Here is an 18,426-nt window from a genome sequence, read left to right as displayed (position 1 = left end):
AAAACGATTTAGTCAAGGAAAATATAGCTCTTTCTTGTACGAAAATCTATGAAATTTTTTCATTATACGTAGAAGAAGAGGGGGACTGCTTCACGCAATCGCCCCTCTTCTTGCTTCGTATGTTTTCAGTTTACATCACTAGGGTTTCAGTTTTGTGGACGACGTCGGACCATCACTGCACCAACAATGACAGATCCAAGACCAATCAACATCAAAGCACTCATTCCAAGACCGGTCTTTGCTAGTTGTGGCTTTTCACTAGTTGCTTGAGTCTTGGTAGCCATTGATCGATCCGAGTTCGATGCTTTTTGAGACTTCTCCTCTTTTTGGTTCATCTCATGCTGCGGTTTGATTGGAGTTGCCGGATTTAGCTTTGTCCATGGAACGGAGCATTTAAGTGCTTCACGTGTAGGAGCTGTCCAAGTCCATTCAGTTTTTGCGTTCTTAGCAAACTGAGTTCCCTTTGCCGGGACTGCCTTGACGACGATTGTTTCACCATAGCCGTATACGAACTTACCTTCGTTATTTGCTTTGATTTCCTTACCATTAACAGTGACTGTGTAGATGACGCCAGCTTGTTCTTTCACGGTAGCAAATGGCTTGATTTTGCAGGTGGCTGGATCGTCTGCATGTGGATCAACGAACTTAGGAGAAACTGGTGCAACTTCTGGCTGTGGAGCTGGGGCTGGAGCCGGCTTCTCCGGCTTAGGCTGTTCAGGAGCAGGCTGTGGAGCTGGGGCTGGAGCCGGCTTCTCTGGCTGAGGTTGCGGCTTTTCCGGAGCAGGTTCCGGCTGAGGCTGCGGCTGAGGCTTTGGAGCCGGAGCAGGCTTTGGCTCTTCAGGAGCAGGCTTTGGAGCTGGGGCCGGGGCCGGCTTATTTACATTTTCCGAAGTAATTTTAATTTTTCCGCCACTCTTGCTCACTGGCGTGTGGGCAGATTTATCGCCGTCTACTCGGTTGGAGGTAACAGTTACCTTATACATACCATCGAGTGCTTCGGTCGGCGTTCCAGAAATACGACAATGCGATTCATTGTCATATGCAATCTCAAGGCCAGCTAGTCCTTCTCCTGCGCAAACAAGATCAGTTGCTTTTCCACTATTGCCAACGAAGATTAGTACTGGATCAATAGCTGTACCCTTGGTACCGGTGATCTCAGGAAACTGACTCTCAGCAAACTGTGGAGCTACTGTACAACCATTTTTATCAATCGCAGCGTCATGAGGAGTATTTTCGCATTTATCTTCGTTTTCCTTGGGCTGTTTTGGATCCTCTGGATCTCGATAACCATCCTTATCACTGTCATTAGCGACAATTACCTGGATTTTCCCAACAACGTCCCCTAGACCGTTACCTGTACGAATGTCTATCGAGATCTTATTGCCAGGTTGCGCGTTATTATCGGCACTGACAATTATTGTTCCATCGCGACTAATGGAAGCTCCGAACGGCGAAGCCACCGCGCCAGGCGCTACGTCACCAGGAACAACTCCGCCACGGTTAGGAAATATGACTGCCTCTCCCGGAAAGACATATCCGACGGCATCCCACATCGGCCGGCTAACTTCGGCTACCGCACCGCTTTGATTAGCATCGGCTGCACTAGCTACTGTGACAGCATGGTTATTCACAACAAGTCCTGTTGTTAGAACAGAAAGAGCAGCAATAGTGACAGCTGTTTTTCTACCACGCCCTGCCGACTGAAATTTAATTTTAAGGTTAGACATTTTTCTCCGTAATTTCATTTGTTACGTGCAAAAGAAATAATTCTCATCAATACAGAATTATTTCCATTGTTTTATTCTCATTAATTTTCATACACGTTGACAAAAATAGAAACTCTGTAAGTAATGATTAACATAACAAAGCAATTTATTCACGGAAATAAGGGTGCAGACCCTAGAAAACTAGGGTCTGCACTCTTGTTGTCGTATTTAAGACATCACTCAGCGATAACGCTGACCTTAATGTTTGCAACCACGTCTGCGTGAAGCTTGACCTGGCCGGTGTATTCACCAACAGACTTGATGTTGGTGTGCAGGTTGACCGAGCGACGGTCAACTGGCTTACCAGCAACTTCGGATGCTACTACAGCAACATCTGCAGTGGAAACAGCGCCGAATAAGCGACCGTTTGCACCGGCGGTCTTGGTGATGGTGAGAACGTTAGCTTCGAGAGCTTCGCGAATCTCACGAGCCTGCTCGATGTCCTCAGTTGCACGCTTACGGCGTGATGCGGCGATCTGATCGATCTGACGCTGAGCGCCCTTAGTCCACACGGTGGCGTAGCCACGTGGGAGAAGGAAGTTACGTGCGTAGCCGTCCTTAACGGTAACGACTTCGCCGGCTTCGCCTAGTTTCTCAACTTCGTGAGTGAGGATAATCTTCATATTTTATCTTCCCTCTCTCGATCAGCGAGCGGAGCTCGTGTAAGGAAGAAGAGCCATTTCGCGTGCGTTCTTCACTGCACGGGCGATCTGACGCTGCTCCTGAACGGATACACCAGTTACTCGGCGGGAGCGGATCTTACCGCGGTCCGAGATGAACTTGCGTAGGGTTGCGGTGTCCTTGTAGTCGATGTTGGCAACCTTGGCTGCCTTCAACGGATTGGACTTCTTCTTTGGCTTGCGCAATACAGGCTTTGCCATTGTGATTCCTCTTTCGATGATTGAATAACCCACCGTTGGGTTGAGCTATTCCAAAAAGTCTTAGAACGGTGGCGCGTCGTCAAACGACGAACCACCAGCTGGTGCTTGGCCCCACGGATCATAAGCGGATCCGCCAGCCGGAGCATCGTAGGAAGCGCGACCTTGTTGCTGGCCACCTCCCTGGCTATACCCACCTTGGTTATTAAACCCACCACGGTTACCGCCACCCTGTGAACGAGTCACTTGAGCAGTAGCGTAACGTAGTGATGGCCCTACTTCATCTACCTGCATCTCAATCGATGTACCTTGCGATCCATCTTGACGCTGATAGTTGCGCACCTGAAGCTTTCCGGTGACCACAACACGCATGCCCTTAGACAGCGATTCAGTCACGTTCTCAGCATATTCACGCCACACTGAGCAACGAATGAACATGGCTTCGCCATCTTCCCATTCGTTAGTTTGACGGTTCAGGTTACGCGGAGTAGATGCCACGGTAAACGAGGCAACCGGCGTCCCCGAGCCAACGTACTTGAGTTCCGGATCTGCGGTGAGATTTCCGACGACGGTGATAATCGGTTCGCCAGCCATGGTTTACTCCAGTTTCTTTCAGGCTTCGGTAACAGTAGCTGGCTCGTAGCGCAGAAGCTTGGTGCGCATGATCGACTCATTAAGGCCGAGCTGGCGGTCAAGTTCCTGAGCGGTAGCCGAGGTAGCCGTCATGTAGACAACTACGTAGATACCTTCGGACTTCTTGTTAATCGAGTAAGCAAGACGGCGCTTACCGAGGATGTCTACTTTATCGAGAATTCCGCCCTCTGCTGGGACGACGGCGAGCAACTTCTCTAGGGTTCCCTGGAGAGTACGCTCATCGTTTTCAGGATCGAGAATGATCATCATCTCATACTGACGCATGTTGTACCCACCTCCTCTGGACTATATACGGTCATGGTCTTTCCATGACAGGAGGGTCATGCTGTGCGCATTGGACGCACTACATATAAGACTACCTGAATAATGACGATAGCGCCGTGCGGTTTTCCCCACACAGCGCTATCATTCTCGTCACGTCCTACCGCTCTTCTTGTCCCGGGGGTTCTGGGACCGGAATTCCAGAATCATCACCAGGTACATCAGGAAGTGACGGGTTATCCGACGGTCCATTTCCGGAACCGCCTTCTGAATTTTCTGGCTGAGACGGAACTATTTCAGGAGCCGGTTGCTCTTCTTCGGCGGGTTTTTCAGGTTTAGGTTCTTCTTCTTTTTCTTCCTTTGGAGGTACCGGGCGAGGGAACTTGGTATCGATAATCTTCTGTGCGTTCGGGAATTTCACTTTCTCCATTCCTTCGAATGCAACTTTCAGATAGTTGTATGCCACCTCAGTTGGCCAGCTAGACCCGGTAATAAGCCGGATTCCACCGAACGGAGCAAGATCTTCTTCACTCCCATTTTCACCAACCTGATACATGTCCACAACCGTCACCAAATTAGGTGTGAAAGTGGCGACCCATGCGGAACGAGGACCAGTTGAGGTACCAGTCTTAGCAGCAATCTCCCGCTGCAGTCCTGCGAGTTTTGCAGCTGTTCCATATGGAGCAATCCCACCTTGGAGGACGTGCGCTGCCAACGTTGCAGTTTCTGCAGATATGACTTGTTTCGACGCCGTATCGCCTCGGTAGATAACGTTGCCGTCAGGGTCTTTCACCTCACGCACAATATGCACTGCATTGAGTCGTTTTCCACCGTTAGCAAGCGTAGATAATGCCCGCGACATTTCTTTAGCCGTTGGCGCAGCCGATCCTAGAATATTTCCTACATTGTTATCTAGCCCAACAAGTTTCTCTGGCAAACCGAGGTTGACCGCCATTTTTGCAGTAGCTGCCGGGCCGATTTTTTCGTTCAGTTGAATGAACCCAGTATTCACCGAATACGCAGCCATGTCACGCAGATTGAGTGGCCCATAGCTAGCGTTACCGAAATTACTGAACTTAGAGTCCGTACCGGGAACTGTGTAGGACGCCGGTGAAGCGAAAGTCTGGTTCGGAGACATCCCAGACTTTAGCGCAGCAGTCACACCAAAAATCTTAAAAACAGATCCGGCTTGTGCTCGATCTTGTGTAGCACTGTTTTGCTGACGTACCGAAAAGTCACGGCCACCATACATCGCAAGAGTTTCACCAGTTACTGGATCTACTGACATTAACCCAATGTGGTTATTATCCGGCCGGTCCTGTGGCAGTGCATTGACAGCATCAACTGCGGCCTGCTGCTTATTTTGATCGATTGTTGTCACAATCGTATATCCGCCACGATCAATTTGTTCCTCTGTAAAACCGGCGTCGTCAACTAATTCGTTTCGAACCTCTTGTAGTAAATAACCGTTGGTTCCACTCAAATCTGACTGCACCGTTGCTGGATCTAACGTTTCTGGAAACTCAGTAGTGCTAGCCTGCTCTTGAGAGATCCATTGATCTTCTACCATGCGTCGTAAAACGCGATCAAATTTGAGCTTCGACGTCTCCGGATCAACAGCCGGATCCCAAGCAGATGGTGCTGGGATAACCGCAGCTAACAAGGCAGACTGTCCCAGGGTGAGATCTTTCGCAGCAACTCCGAAATACTTTTGAGCTGCCGACTCGATACCGTATGCGCCACGTCCAAAATAAATCGTGTTCAGATAGTTGTTCAAAATTTGATCTTTGGACTGTTTACGATCAATTTTAATCGCCAAAATAGCTTCGCGAACTTTCCCAGTTAGTGACGAATTTTGGCCAGTATAGTATCGCTCTGCATACTGCTGGGTAAGTGTAGAACCGCCCTGAGTTGGTCGCCCTTGAATGTTGTTCCACAGAGCACGCAAAATACCCTTAGGATCGATACCGCTGTTTTCGTAAAAACGCCGATCTTCCGAGGCGATCACTGCATGTTGCACATCTGCAGAAATTTCTTCTAGCTCTACCGATTTCCGGTCTGCTTCAGCAAACGTACCCAGCTTTTGTTCGGCGTCGCCGTAGTACACATTCGTGGCTTGGGCGAGCGCGAAATCATCTGGTTCAGGCACGTCAATCGCAATATAGAGCCCGGCAAAAGCACCTAGCCCCAATGCAATCAAAGTGAAGATGCTACCGAACAAGAAACGCCACGACGGCAACCATCGCCGGATTGGTCCCAACCCGGCACGCGGATAATTCCAGCCACGCTTGCGTGGTGGCTTTGACTTTTTCTTCGATGACGTTTTAGAAGTCACTGTGCTTAGCCTTCTTTCTTAGGAGACCGCTTCAGCTGCCGAGACAGCGCCTGCAGTTTAGGACGGTAACGCAGCCGTGCTTTGCGTTCAAATTCAGTTAACGGATGAAGAAGTTCTGGGAGAGTATCGTCGAACGTCTCTGGGTTATCGTAGTAGCCATCTTTACGACGACGAGCCGCTTCATTCTCCGAAATCAAATACACATCGAGCCATCTGGTTCGAGGATCTGAATCAACAAGGAGCGCTTTAAAGAATAAGGTGAGTGGTACCGCCAAGATTGAGCCGAGCATACCAACGATCGACGTCCACACCACCAAGGAAAAGAACGTAACCGATGGTGATAAGCCAACGATATCACCAGTCATCTTCGGCTGGATCAAGGTTTGAATAACAACGTTGATCACCGTGTAGGCAACGAAAACCCACAACATGGTTTGCCAACCAGAATCGAGGAGCCCAATGATCATTGGCGGAATAACACCAATGACGAAGCCAATATTCGGAACATAGTTTGTAATGAACGCCCAGTATGCCCATGTCCACGCTAACGGAATACTCATTGTTTCCAAAACTAAACCGTCAACAAATGCGACAACCAAACCAAAGACGGTCGTCACAATCCAGTAGTGACGCACCCGGCGTTCAAACCCGCGTAAGGCTTCTCCCATGTTCCAGTGGCCCTGATTGACGATCTGGCCACGGGATCGCGTCACCGTTGTATCGAGTGTGAGGAAAAAGGCTGCAATCGCCACGATTGATAATAATCCACCAAAGGAGAAAAGCCCACCTACTAGACTCCATGTCCATGACACGATCGAATTAACATTTACTTGACCGGCATAGTAAGACAAGTCGCGTGTGTTTACTCCCTGATTTTGCAACCATTGCAACGCACCATACATTGTCGATTCCATCTTGCCTGAATATTCGAGCACTAAATCTGGAACCGGCGTCAATGACCACACGGTCATTCCAAGCAAACCAGCGATAATCGCTAGAGTCAAAATCAAAGTTGTCAGCGATGCCAACCAAGACGGCAGATGATGCCGCATAAGGAACTGGCCAAACGGACGCACTGCCAGCACCAACGTGAAAGCTAGGAACAACGGAGTGAAAACATCGGCAACCGAATGAACCCCGATACCAACCACAGTTGTCAGTGCTAAGACAGCAAGAATCATGAAACCGCTGGTGTTGATATCAACCGCAGGTTCACTGACTTTTTCCTGCTCGTGCGCAGAATTGACGTTCACGACGTCGTCGTCATTCTGTTGGCTCACACTGACCTCCTTGAGAAACGGTGAACATATGAACTGTATATGTACCTTATTGTGCCAAATCACCGTGGAGACGCGATGAGCACAGCACCACACTAGCGTAAATGAATCCAAAAACACCGTAAGTTAGCGCACAACCCACACAAACCGCAGCAGACCAGCCCATATCTGGAAGAATAAAAGCTGCGATTATGCCGGCGGCCACGAAGGCCATATTGAACAACATGTCATATATAGAGAAGGCTCGTCCGCGATACGCATCGGCAGTATCACGTTGCACAATTGTATCAACGGCAATCTTGATGCCCTGCACGCTCAATCCCAATAAAACACATCCAATACCCGCAGATATGACGGAAAAACTGCCCCACCATATCACATGCGCCACAGCACCAAGGCCTGAACACACAACGATCCAGACCAATGAGGTCATGAATCGGTGAGCTAACGGAGTAACCACAATCGCGAGCGCATTTCCGGCAAAGGACACAGCCAACAACGTGCCAAAGAGGGCCATGCCGCCAATTTCACGGCTTGCAAAAAGCACCATCATCATTGATATACCGTAAAGCAATCGGTGTACGGCCATTGCGCTTAAGGCGAGTGCCGGTGTCCGTTGCCTCATCAAATACCTAATACCATCGGATAGCTGAACTACGATGTTTTGGATCGACCAGGTTCGAACATATGTTGGCCCTAGCGAGTTAGGTGACATCGTCATCGCAGTGAAACCGGCACCCACACAACATAAGGCTGCCAATATTAAAGACGTCACATGTTGCCACGGGCCAATCACCACTGACACAACAAAAACCGCGAGTGCACCCAGTCCAGCAGCTATCGATCCGACGGTTGGGACAATCGAGTTTGCGATAACAAGGAGTCGTTGTGGCAACGTATGCGGTAACCCAGCAGATAGCGCAGCCAAAATAAACCTATTAATGCCCAGCACAATAAGAGCACCAAGGAAAACTAGTCGAGTCTGCGGAAAACTCGCAACTATTCCGGCCAGAAGCAAGATGATTCCAGCCCGCACCAAATTCCCAATGACAAGAACTCGACGTCGATTCCAGCGATCCAGCAGCGGCCCAACAAACGGAACCACAAAAGTAAACGGAAGGAGTATGACGGCAAACCCCAGCGCGACTTCAGCTGGGGTTGCCGCATAGTACGGATTAAATAAGACAAGGGTTGCTAACCCTGCCTGAAACAGGCCGTCTGCTGTTTGAGAGATTAACCGAACGGTCAGTAACCGGCGGAAAACCGGATACATTAGCTCCACCAGGCAAGCAGCCGCTTGGTAGCTTCCTCTTCGCCTAACGGACCTTCTTCCATACGCAGTTCTAGCAAGAACTTGTATGCCTGCCCAACCTCTGGACCAGGTTGCAGACCAAGAAGTTCCATAATCTGCTGGCCATTGAGGTCTGGTCGGATCGCATCGACTTCTTCGCGTTCTTTGAGAAGCTCAATGCGCTCTTCTAAATCGTCCATACCAGCTGCGAGCCATCGTGCCTTGCGCTTATTTCCGGTTGTCACGTCTGCCCGGGTCAACCGATTCAGGCGCTCAAGCTGGTCTCCAGCATCGGTGACATACCGACGCACGGCAGAATCAGACCAGCGCTGTTCACCATAGCCATGGAAACGTAAATGAAGCTCAACGAGACGCGAGACCGCCTTCGTCGTTGCCTTATCGAACCGCAGTGCTTTCATACGTTTAGTCGTCATTCGCGCCCCCACAATATCGTGGGCATGGAACGTGACCGTTCCATCTTCTTCATAACGCCGCGTAACCGGCTTGCCGATATCGTGCATTAACGCAGCGAAACGCAAAATAAAATCCGGTGCTGGAACTGGACCCTCGGCATCAGTTTCTAGTGCCATCGCCTGATCTAAAACCGTGAGCGTATGTGTATAGACATCCTTGTGACGGCCATGTTCATCAACTGTGTCCCGCAAATTCGCTAACTCTGGCAACACAATGTCAGCTACACCGGTTTCGACTAGTAGCTCTAAACCTTTACGCGGAAATGGGGAAATGACGAGCCGGTGGAGTTCTGCCTGGATTCGCTCGACCGAAACTATTTCGAGGCGGGATGCCATGTCCGTCATTGCGGCTCGCACGTCATCAGCAACGTCAAAACCGAGCTGGGCCACGAATCGCGCGGCTCGCATGATGCGCAATGGATCGTCGTCGAAACTCTGCCGAGCTGTTACTGGTGTGCGCAATATGCCGGCAACCATGTCATCTAAACCGCCGGTTGTGTCTGCCAGCTCCATGGATGGTAATCGCACCGCCATCGCATTGACTGTGAAATCACGACGGGTCACATCTCCTTCGAGCGAATCGCCGTAACACACCCCCGGCTTGCGAGAATCTGCATCATATTCTTCCGTACGATAAGTTGTGACTTCTACCACAATACCGTCACGAGAAGCACCGATCGTGCCAAATTCCCGACCAATATCCCAATGCGCCCCACCCCACGAAGCTAGCAAACGCTCTGTCTCATCAGGACGTGCCGACGTCGTGAAATCATAATCATGAATCGGCATACCGAGAAGCGCATCGCGAACAGGGCCGCCTACCATTGCCAATTCATAGCCATTACGTGCGAAAATAGAACCTAGTTCAAGAATTGCCGCAGGCAACTCACTCAGCCTCTTATGGGCCTGAGTAAGTAGCCGGGCACGCTGATTAACGTCAGTGTCCGTCGTCGTCGTATGAGAATTGAATACAGAATCGCTTAAAGTCACCCTCTTAGGGTGTCATAAAAGGCGCTCTCAAGCATATTCTCAGCGACTGTGAAGTAGAAGTTATGTCGCGAAAATATCCGGCTCCGCCACCAAACGGACCGCGCCGAAGCTATTCAGCGCGGCGTTCACCCCTGCCTATAGTGAACGAAACATCCGCTGGCGGAGTCATTATCTCAGTCCAAGAAGGGCGCGCGTACGTTGCTGTCATCGCTCGACGCAACCGCGCGGGCCGTCTCGAATGGTGTCTACCAAAAGGACACCTCGAAGGTATCGAAACCGCTGAACAAGCAGCCGTACGCGAAATTAGCGAAGAGACCGGAATCACCGGGCGAGTACTACGCCACCTCGCTTCAATCGACTACTGGTTCTCCGGCCATGACCGGCGAGTGCATAAAGTTGTCCACCACTTCCTACTTGAAGCACTCCACGGCACTCTCACTGTAGAAAACGATCCAGACCACGAAGCAGAACTCGTCGAATGGGTCCGAATCGACCGCGTCACCAGCCGCCTGGCCTACCCCAACGAACGCCGAATCGTTGGGGTAGCCCGCGAACTCCTGGAGAATTAAATGAAAAAGGGAATACTCACCGCCGTTCTGGCAGCTCTGTCATTAGCGACCACTCCAGTAGCAAGCTGGGCCAGCACCCCACATGCTCCACTAACCGTCACCGCGGATGCCGCCCCGAGCATTGCGATCACGTCCGTAGGTGAAGCTACCTTGGCTCCCGAAAAAGACCTGACGTTAGAGGTGACCATTACTAACCCCACATCGCGACCGTTGTCTATCTCCGCACTCAACCTTCGCGCCCAAGTGTGGCCAGCATCCAATATGTCACAGATAACTGCGTGGATGAACGGCGATCTATTCGGGTACCAGTTACGGCGAGTCAAAGCCGATTTAGATATTTCGGCAGGACAAAGTACGGTCCAAAAAATTACTGTCCCTCGAAAAGACATCAACTGGAAGAACACCGCACAGTTTTGGGGACCGCGAGGTATCGCCGTCGATGCAGTAGTCAGTCAAGATCTGGTGCTCACAGACTATTCTTATCTCGTCGTTACCCCGGATAGTGAAATTCCACAAAGCAATATCACTACCGTTGTCCCGGTTGTTGATGACGCTCTCGTCACCCCGCAAACCCCGTACGAGCTCGTTCAAGCAGCGTTGAATCCACCGGAGACTACGAACAAACCGGCCGATGCTGACAAACTTTCAGGATGGGATATCCCGGGTGTCACGTTACTAGCTGACCCAGCCCTCACCCGCCCTGCTACGTTGAAAAACGTCGAGTATCATGCGCTTCCAGCCAACGACGCCGACCTCGCCGCCCTCGTTCACGCAAATGCTACGGACCGGTTACACCAGTTCATCACGAGCGATAATGACGTCTACGTTCCAGCAGGCAACACCGACATGGCAACTCTGCGGGCGGTTCGGGCAGCCGGGATGACATCAGCAATCATTTCAGATTCACAGATCCCACAAACTGGGCCGGTAACATATACCGAACACGCACACACCACGATCGATATCGACGGCACGCCCATGACAGTCTTAACCGCAAATAGTGCATTGTCGCATGCTGTTACTGGAACCTTGGCCGACGGCGATACCAACCTTGCACTTGACCAGCTAGACCGCCGCCAAGTTTCTTTAGCAATGTCTGCAGTTTTATATCGCCAACAACCAAGTAATCAGCGCGACGTCGTCGTCGTTGCCGATCGTGCTACCGCAGCTCAAACAGACACGGAAGCAATTCGGGAAACTCTCACGTCGCTTGCGCAGGCGCCATGGAACCACGCCAGTTCCATCAATCAGATTTTACGAACGCCCGAAGAACACTACGAAGCCGAGGCATTACCTGAGACGGTAACTAACCCAGGTGAATTTGGTGCACAGCAACTCGCTGTTTTTGATAAGGCAACGGCACATGCGCGTCAAGTAAAGAGCTTGTTTGAAGAGTCTTCTGCGGTCGATCAATTATTCAAGGCGCACTCAGATGCGTTTTTTAGCACACACTGGCGGACCCATCCAGATCAGCGGGATTCTTTTGTCGCACGACTTGGAAACATCGACAAGGCTGCGCTGAAGGTTGAAACATCCTCAACTATTAATCTCATTTCGGAAAGCTCGGCGCTACCGATCCACGTCAGCAATGCCTACGATTACCCGGTAACGATTACTGTAAAACTGGATGTTCCAGATACTCGTCTTCATGCACTCAATCCAACTACCACCACCATTCCAGCTAAAGGTACTGAATCTGTGCTACTCCCGGTAGAAGCATGGGGGTCCGGTGATCTTGACGTGAAGGTTCTTTTAACCAGCGATGACGGGACTCCTGTGGGCAATCCGGCAACAGTGCCAGTGCGGGTGCGAGCCAATTGGGAAAACATGGGAACAATCGTCATTGCTGGATCGATTGGCGTTTTATTCCTCATCGGCGTTTTCAAATCGATTCGTAATGGCCGGCGGTCAAAACCTGTGGACGCTCAGGTTGCTATCCGGGCATTGCACCAACGAGCACGTACAGCTACGTCATCGCCGGATTCTGACCAGAAACTTTCGGAAGACTCAGAGTAAACTGTCGAAGTAGTATACCCATTTCATGGATACCTAGATTGAGGAGAAGTTCGTGAGTACATCCTACGCCTTCGCCGGTCAGCGCATTGCAGATCGTTTCGAATTGATGTATCCGGCCTCAGCGCACTCTGATACACCGAATGCCTCGGTATGGATTGCTCGAGATACGGCACGCTCAGTCCAACTCCGCGCCATCATAATTGATCCACAGTTTGATGGGGCTGAGGCGGTTTTAGACGCAGCGCGCCGAACCTCAGTGCTTCATACAACAGACGACGCTTCTGCCACAATGGTATCCACTATCGCTGTTGTGGGCCGCGGCGGTGATTACGCTATTTTCACCGAGATTCCACCGGGGCGAAATCTCTCTTCTTTCTTAGCTGGAAACAGCATCGATCCAAACCTTGTTCGGTCAGTGATTGGCGAAGTATCCTCCGCAGTCAATTCTGCCCGCCATCAAGGCATTCGACACCTTGCGCTCACCGCTGATGACGTTTTCATTACCGACGCTGGAAACATTGTTATTGATGGCTATGGAATTAAAGCGGCGTTGCATGGTGTTCCGATAGATTTGGATACTGCCGAGCTAGATCGCCGCGATTCCAACTCCATAATCAACTTGCTGGCTGGAACGCTCACTGGCAAAAATGTTTCACGTGAAACAACAGGTGAGATTGACCAAGATCTTGTGCGCGAAGCTGCTACCCTACCTAACCTTCCAGCAGAGATTGAAACCTTCCTTAATGGAGTTACTGACGGCAAATCTCCAAATTCGCCAAGCGGGCTCTTGCTCCAGCTTGTTCCGTGGACAGACATCGATGTACAGCTTCTCTCAAGTTATGCCCCTTCACTTCCCGACCCTACTTCCACCGACTTCTCTGATCTAGGCACGCCCGAATCTCAAGGTGCTTTTTCCGACGTCTCCTTCCCTAAGGTTTTTAACGACGGCGCATCTGTTGCCGTCGATGTACCTGACGACGCCGACGCTGCTGATGGTGATACACCTAACACGGACATGAATACTGAAGCTGAGGCGAATGAACCAGTAGTAGATGAACCGGTAGCAGGTGAGTTGACTATCATCGGCAACGAACCGGCACAAACCCCAGAAGAAGCTATACAGAAAGTCGATGAACTACTCGGAGTTGATGAATCGACTGATGTCCCAGTCATCGAAGAATGGCCAACAATCGGCCAGTTGGAAGCCGTTGCCGATTCCGAGGCGCAAGACGAACCAGAATCGGAAAACAATACGTTCCTAGGAAATGAGCTGGAATCAATAGATGAAGCTACGCCAGATAGAGAACTAATCCCAGTAGTAACTATAGAAAACGATAAGGATGGAGTTACTACTGGTGTTGACTCAGCATCAGACTCGCACGCCACATCGAAAACAAGTGTTGTTACCGAGAAGATTTCGGCACTGTCCAGTTCTCTTCGTAACACAGCGGCTCAGATCCGTGAATCTGCTAGTAAAGTAGCTGAGAGGCAGACAACGAAGAAGGAATCACCAGATAGAAGCAACTCCCTCAATTCATCTCATTTCGTTATTGTATTCCTTATCGTAATCGTTGCTATTGCTGCTATCTTTGGTTTCGCTGGATTATTCCGACCATTGCATGACATTAATCTACAGGACCCACAAAGCAAGGCACTTCAAACAGATTCTGAGAACGCTGAAGATCAGAAATCAGATGCTACACAGAAAGTACAACCGAAACCGGAAATTGATTCTGCCGAGTTGGTTGATCCTGATTCTTCTAAATACTTTTCACAAGAAGAAACACCTAACTTTCCTGATCGCGTCTCACAAGCCATCGATTCTAACCCAGCTACCTCGTGGGAATCTTGGTATTTTAATGACCCAAAAATGGGTAATATTTCAGGCATAGGTATTCATGTTTCATTAAAGCAAGAAACACGCGTGTCCCAACTGACTCTTGCGATTGCGGGCACTGGTGGAAACGTACAGATAAAAACCGGGAATAATCCTGCCGGAGGAGAGCTTCTTTATGAAGGAGCTGTTGATGAATCAACAACCATCAACTTCGAGCAACAACCTATAACCAAAGATTTGCTCATTTGGTTTACAGAATTGCCGGTTGATCACAAGAACACCAACCGTATTTCCCTCGCTGAGATTTCAGTGGGATAATACGAATGAAGAGTACGACTTTTGTGTCGAGTAAAGAGGTTTTTATGAGCACTATTCATGACGTTATTGTTGTCGGTTCGGGACCGGCAGGCTGGACAGCTGCCACGTATACCGGCCGCGCTGGATTATCGCCAATTGTGCTTGCTGGCACACTTGAAGCTGGTGGCGCCCTGATGACCACCACTGAGGTCGAAAACTTCCCTGGCTGGCCAGAGCCTATTCTGGGTCCTGAACTCATGATGCGTATGCAGGAGCAAGCGGAGAAGTTCGGAGCCGAGGTTCGCTATGAAGACGCAATCTCATTTGACTTCTCTTCCGACATTAAAACGGTAACCACAGATAGCGCTGTTTACCAAGCAAAAACTGTCATACTTGCTCTTGGTTCGGAATATCGTAAGCTCGGTCTTGAGGGCGAATCTACTTACGCCGGTAAAGGTGTTTCCTATTGTGCAACCTGTGACGGTTTCTTCTTTAAAGGGAAAGAAATCGCAGTAGTTGGTGGTGGAGACTCGGCAGTAACTGAGGCTATCTTCTTGTCACGCTTTGGATCAACTGTACATCTCATTCATCGTCGTGATGAACTCCGCGCCTCGAAAGTTATGGCACAGCGAGTCGCAGATATTCCAAACATTACAGTCCACTGGAACTCAAAAGTTTCCGAGATTAATGGATCAGCTGGTTTGGAGTCCCTCACGTTGGAAGATACCGTCACTGGCGATACCTCAGAGTTGCCTGTATCTGGTCTGTTTGTAGCAATTGGACACAAGCCACGTACTGCCGTGCTCGAACAACAGGTCAAGCTTGATGAACACGGATATATTATTGTTGATTCGCCATCCGCTAAGACATCTATTCCCGGAGTTTTTGCTTGTGGTGATGTTGTTGACGCCACCTACCAGCAGGCCGTTACTGCCGCTGGTACTGGCTGTGTAGCTGCACTTGATGCTGAAGCTTATCTCATCCAGCTGGAGGCTAATAACGCATAAATACTATGGACGAGTATCAATCGACGGTTGTCTTGCGCTACTTTCATGCACCTTGGTCTTTACCTTGCGTGCAAATGAATCGAATTTTTAGCGAAGTCGCCGTCGATTGTGCTCGATACATTCAGAAAAACTTGCCTGAGTCACTAGGAACATCCTTCGAGAAAGATATCGTCAATATCGACGACGATCCTGATCTGATGGCGACTCACGGCATTGATCATGTTCCTACAATTCAATTATCAATACAAGGCTACGATGTTCTTACTCTTACCGGAGCAAGACCAAAACTGGCCTTGCGCAGTGAAATTTTTTCTGCGCTTAACACGCACGACTTATCTTCTCGTGCACAAAGGAGTAACCATGGCAGTTGATATGGATGGCAGCACTACATTCCAGACGACCGCCGCTGCCGCCGCTGCCAGCGGTGAAAGCGAACATTCTACAAATCAAGTTAACAAACATGATCCTCATCTTGGCGAGGAAATGTGGGCACATATTTATTCAAACCGTGCACTTAATACAAAGCAGTCCGAGACTCGCTCTCTTTTTGCAGTAGCGAATCGACCAGAAGTAGTGTCGCTTGCAGGCGGAATGCCTAATATCGCGGGATTGCCGTTGGATTTTCTTGCAGACATGACTGCACGTCTTGTTCGGGAACGTGGCACAGAACTTCTCCAATATGGTGGCGGTCAAGGCGAGCTCGAACTCCGTGAACAAATAGTTCACTTGTTAGAGCAGGAGGGTGTACAAGCAACGCCTGATCAAATTACTGTTACCACCGGCTCCCAAGCAGCACTCGATATCGTGACACAGGTACTCGTAAATCCAGGCGATACAATTGTTGCTGAGGCTCCTTCGTACGTAGGTGCTCTCGGTGTTTTCGCCGCCCACGAAGCAAACGTTGTCCACGTTGCAATGGATGAAAACGGTCTCATTCCAGAAGAATTAGAGAACACGCTTACTCGCCTCGAAAATGAAGGACGCCCGGTAAAGTTCATTTATACAGTCCCCAACTTCCACAACCCCGGCGGCGTGTGCCTTGCTATTGAGCGTCGTCCACGAATTGTTGAAATTGCTCGGCAACATAAGGTCATCATCCTTGAAGATAATCCATATGGCATGCTTGGGTTCGACGATCAAACCAATCGTGCACTCTACAATTGGAACCCCGATGGTGTTATTTACTTGGGTTCATTCTCTAAGATATTTGCTCCTGGGTACCGCGTTGGATGGGCTCTTGCTAGCAAAGAATTAACAGCACGCCTTGTGCTTGCTAATGAAAATGCCGTGTTATCCCCAACTCGCGTAGGTCAGCTTTCCATCGCCGAGTATTTACGCACATATGACTGGTTGGGCCAGATCAAAGACTATCGAGCAATGTACTGCGAACGCCGAAATGCAATGAATGCTGCTCTTAAGGAATATTTACCCCACTGTGACTGGACTGTTCCCGGTGGTGGATTCTATATGTGGGTTAAGCTTCCTGAAGGAATTAATGCTCGCCATATGCTTCCTCGAGCTGTTGATAACGGAGTAGCGTACGTTTCTGGAACTGCTTTCTATGCTGACGGTCAAGGTTCTGATCATGTTCGTCTATCTTTCTGCTATCCAACTCCAGAACAAATTCGAGAAGGAGTTAAGCGTCTTGCCAAAACTATTGACGAAGAATTTGGTCAACTGTAACTAGCTGCGCAATAAGAGGCCAGCCGTATTGAACTGCTCCTCAAGTGTTGGACAGGTTAAATCATATCCGGTCTGTTAGCTGCGAGGGCCTGATTCCGGTATTGTTCCGGGGTCAGGCCCTTGAGTCGTTCTTGGACGGTTCGTTGTTATTTCAGGCGATGTACTCGTCAAGTCCGGCAATAAATTTCTCGACGGTGGTGAAGATGTCCGGGTGGTAGAACTCGGCTTTGAGGCGACCAAAGAAGTTTTCTGCTAGCGAGTTGTCATAGGAGTTTCCCTTACGAGACATGGACAAGATAGCGTCAATGTCTGCAAGTTGGCTAGACCATGAAATATGTTGGTAGTAGATTCCGTGATCGGTATGGACGATTAAGCCAGGGGCAGACTGCTCGTGTCTCGGTAGGAGTTATAGGGCCTCTTTGTCTGGGTGATACACACGAGTTTATCGCGGGCCATGGTTTTAGCGACCAGCTTTTTTGATATTCGCCATCTCTCTTCATCAACGCTAAACGGGTGCTCCTGTGACCATAACATTCCTTTGAATTATCGAAAACCGCGCTGATAGCACGCGCTAGCTTGGCATGTTTATCGGGCTGAGATAGGCGGGCATGGTGATAACGCGCGAGGACAGAAATTGTCAGCAAATCATCAAGACGATAGTGGGACTTAAGACCAGTAATAGCCCGAGCATGGGCTAGTGAGTCCCTTAACGCTTTAGGTAATCGTTTTCCGCCTCTAAATACTCCAAGCGACGCTTGAGTTGAACGACTTCACTGACCGGCGTAGCCAGTTCCGGAAGGGTCCTTTTTTCGGGCGTTCCTTAGGTTTGATCTTCGCCCGAGAGCGATAGGTACTCAGCCACTTATCTAAAATCTTTGGTGATGATAGGCCAAGATCCTTGGCGATAGCAGGCCTAGTCTCGCCGCTGAGGACGCGTTGGACTGCCTGGAGCTTGAACTCGAAGGAATACGTTGCTTTGACAGGTTTATGCATAAGGACTAGCCTGCCATGAATCCGCCACCGATCCCACAAGTGTTGCGAGGTTTTAAGTCCAAAACCAACCCGCATCGCTGTAGATCGGTAAACCCCAAT

General features: G+C 49.8%; 17 protein-coding genes. 6 read left to right on the top strand and 11 right to left on the bottom strand.

All coding sequences use genetic code 11. The annotated features are described in order from the left end of the window. Window positions 1-146 precede the first annotated feature (146 nt). From BLT51_RS09235 to BLT51_RS02340, 9 genes are all read right to left on the bottom strand, one after another. Window positions 147-1,727: an LPXTG cell wall anchor domain-containing protein gene (locus BLT51_RS09235; RefSeq protein WP_157672863.1), complete on the bottom strand. Its 1,581-nt coding sequence runs from the start codon at window positions 1,725-1,727 to the stop codon at window positions 147-149. A 215-nt stretch (window positions 1,728-1,942) separates the two neighbouring features. Continuing rightward, window positions 1,943-2,389, bottom strand: coding sequence for a 50S ribosomal protein L9 (rplI, locus tag BLT51_RS02375; RefSeq protein WP_091279467.1), 447 nt, complete (start codon window positions 2,387-2,389; stop codon window positions 1,943-1,945). A 21-nt stretch (window positions 2,390-2,410) separates the two neighbouring features. Beyond that, complete coding sequence (gene rpsR, locus BLT51_RS02370) at window positions 2,411-2,647, bottom strand: 30S ribosomal protein S18 (protein ID WP_091279464.1); 237 nt, start codon at window positions 2,645-2,647, stop codon at window positions 2,411-2,413. Window positions 2,648-2,707: 60 nt separating this feature from the next. Beyond that, on the bottom strand, window positions 2,708-3,238 hold the full coding sequence (locus BLT51_RS02365; protein ID WP_091279462.1) for a single-stranded DNA-binding protein: 531 nt from the start codon (window positions 3,236-3,238) through the stop codon (window positions 2,708-2,710). An 18-nt stretch (window positions 3,239-3,256) separates the two neighbouring features. Continuing rightward, window positions 3,257-3,562, bottom strand: coding sequence for a 30S ribosomal protein S6 (gene rpsF, locus BLT51_RS02360; RefSeq protein WP_091279460.1), 306 nt, complete (start codon window positions 3,560-3,562; stop codon window positions 3,257-3,259). Between the two features lie 157 nt (window positions 3,563-3,719). Beyond that, the gene (locus tag BLT51_RS02355; protein ID WP_091279458.1) at window positions 3,720-5,894 is read right to left on the bottom strand and encodes a transglycosylase domain-containing protein; all 2,175 of its coding nucleotides are present in this window, start codon (window positions 5,892-5,894) and stop codon (window positions 3,720-3,722) included. Window positions 5,895-5,899: 5 nt separating this feature from the next. Next, complete coding sequence (locus BLT51_RS02350) at window positions 5,900-7,174, bottom strand: AI-2E family transporter (protein ID WP_091279455.1); 1,275 nt, start codon at window positions 7,172-7,174, stop codon at window positions 5,900-5,902. Between the two features lie 46 nt (window positions 7,175-7,220). Continuing rightward, on the bottom strand, window positions 7,221-8,444 hold the full coding sequence (locus BLT51_RS02345; protein ID WP_091279453.1) for an MFS transporter: 1,224 nt from the start codon (window positions 8,442-8,444) through the stop codon (window positions 7,221-7,223). Beyond that, a complete protein-coding gene (locus BLT51_RS02340) occupies window positions 8,444-9,925 on the bottom strand; it encodes a CCA tRNA nucleotidyltransferase (RefSeq protein ID WP_091279451.1) in 1,482 nt (493 codons plus the stop codon). The genes BLT51_RS02345 and BLT51_RS02340 overlap by 1 nt, the downstream gene beginning before the upstream one ends. A gap of 62 nt (window positions 9,926-9,987) precedes the next feature. Here BLT51_RS02340 and BLT51_RS02335 point away from each other — a divergent pair, with 62 nt between their 5' ends. From BLT51_RS02335 to BLT51_RS02310, 6 genes are all read left to right on the top strand, one after another. Continuing rightward, window positions 9,988-10,494: an NUDIX hydrolase gene (locus tag BLT51_RS02335; RefSeq protein ID WP_091279448.1), complete on the top strand. Its 507-nt coding sequence runs from the start codon at window positions 9,988-9,990 to the stop codon at window positions 10,492-10,494. After that, the gene (locus BLT51_RS02330) at window positions 10,495-12,510 is read left to right on the top strand and encodes a DUF6049 family protein (protein ID WP_091279447.1); all 2,016 of its coding nucleotides are present in this window, start codon (window positions 10,495-10,497) and stop codon (window positions 12,508-12,510) included. A gap of 52 nt (window positions 12,511-12,562) precedes the next feature. Next, window positions 12,563-14,665 carry a protein kinase family protein gene (locus BLT51_RS02325; protein WP_091279444.1) on the top strand — a complete coding sequence of 701 codons (2,103 nt, stop codon included), beginning with the start codon at window positions 12,563-12,565 and terminating at the stop codon, window positions 14,663-14,665. A gap of 44 nt (window positions 14,666-14,709) precedes the next feature. Further along, window positions 14,710-15,651, top strand: a complete 942-nt coding sequence (gene trxB / locus BLT51_RS02320) for a thioredoxin-disulfide reductase (protein WP_091279443.1) — start codon at window positions 14,710-14,712, stop codon at window positions 15,649-15,651. A 5-nt stretch (window positions 15,652-15,656) separates the two neighbouring features. Further along, window positions 15,657-16,022 carry a thioredoxin family protein gene (locus BLT51_RS02315; RefSeq protein ID WP_091279440.1) on the top strand — a complete coding sequence of 122 codons (366 nt, stop codon included), beginning with the start codon at window positions 15,657-15,659 and terminating at the stop codon, window positions 16,020-16,022. Between the two features lie 112 nt (window positions 16,023-16,134). Then, window positions 16,135-17,334 carry an aminotransferase-like domain-containing protein gene (locus tag BLT51_RS02310; RefSeq protein ID WP_407922101.1) on the top strand — a complete coding sequence of 400 codons (1,200 nt, stop codon included), beginning with the start codon at window positions 16,135-16,137 and terminating at the stop codon, window positions 17,332-17,334. A 151-nt stretch (window positions 17,335-17,485) separates the two neighbouring features. Here the strand turns inward: BLT51_RS02310 and BLT51_RS09275 are convergent, their stop codons facing one another. Continuing rightward, window positions 17,486-17,623: an IS3 family transposase gene (locus tag BLT51_RS09275; RefSeq protein ID WP_231943965.1), complete on the bottom strand. Its 138-nt coding sequence runs from the start codon at window positions 17,621-17,623 to the stop codon at window positions 17,486-17,488. A 446-nt stretch (window positions 17,624-18,069) separates the two neighbouring features. Then, window positions 18,070-18,402, bottom strand: coding sequence for a helix-turn-helix domain-containing protein (locus BLT51_RS02300; protein ID WP_091279434.1), 333 nt, complete (start codon window positions 18,400-18,402; stop codon window positions 18,070-18,072). Window positions 18,403-18,426 lie beyond the last annotated feature (24 nt).

This window comes from Arcanobacterium phocae (genome assembly GCF_900105865.1).
GTDB classification, from domain to species: Bacteria; Actinomycetota; Actinomycetes; order Actinomycetales; family Actinomycetaceae; genus Arcanobacterium; species Arcanobacterium phocae.
This window is presented reverse-complemented; position numbering and strand designations above follow the sequence as displayed.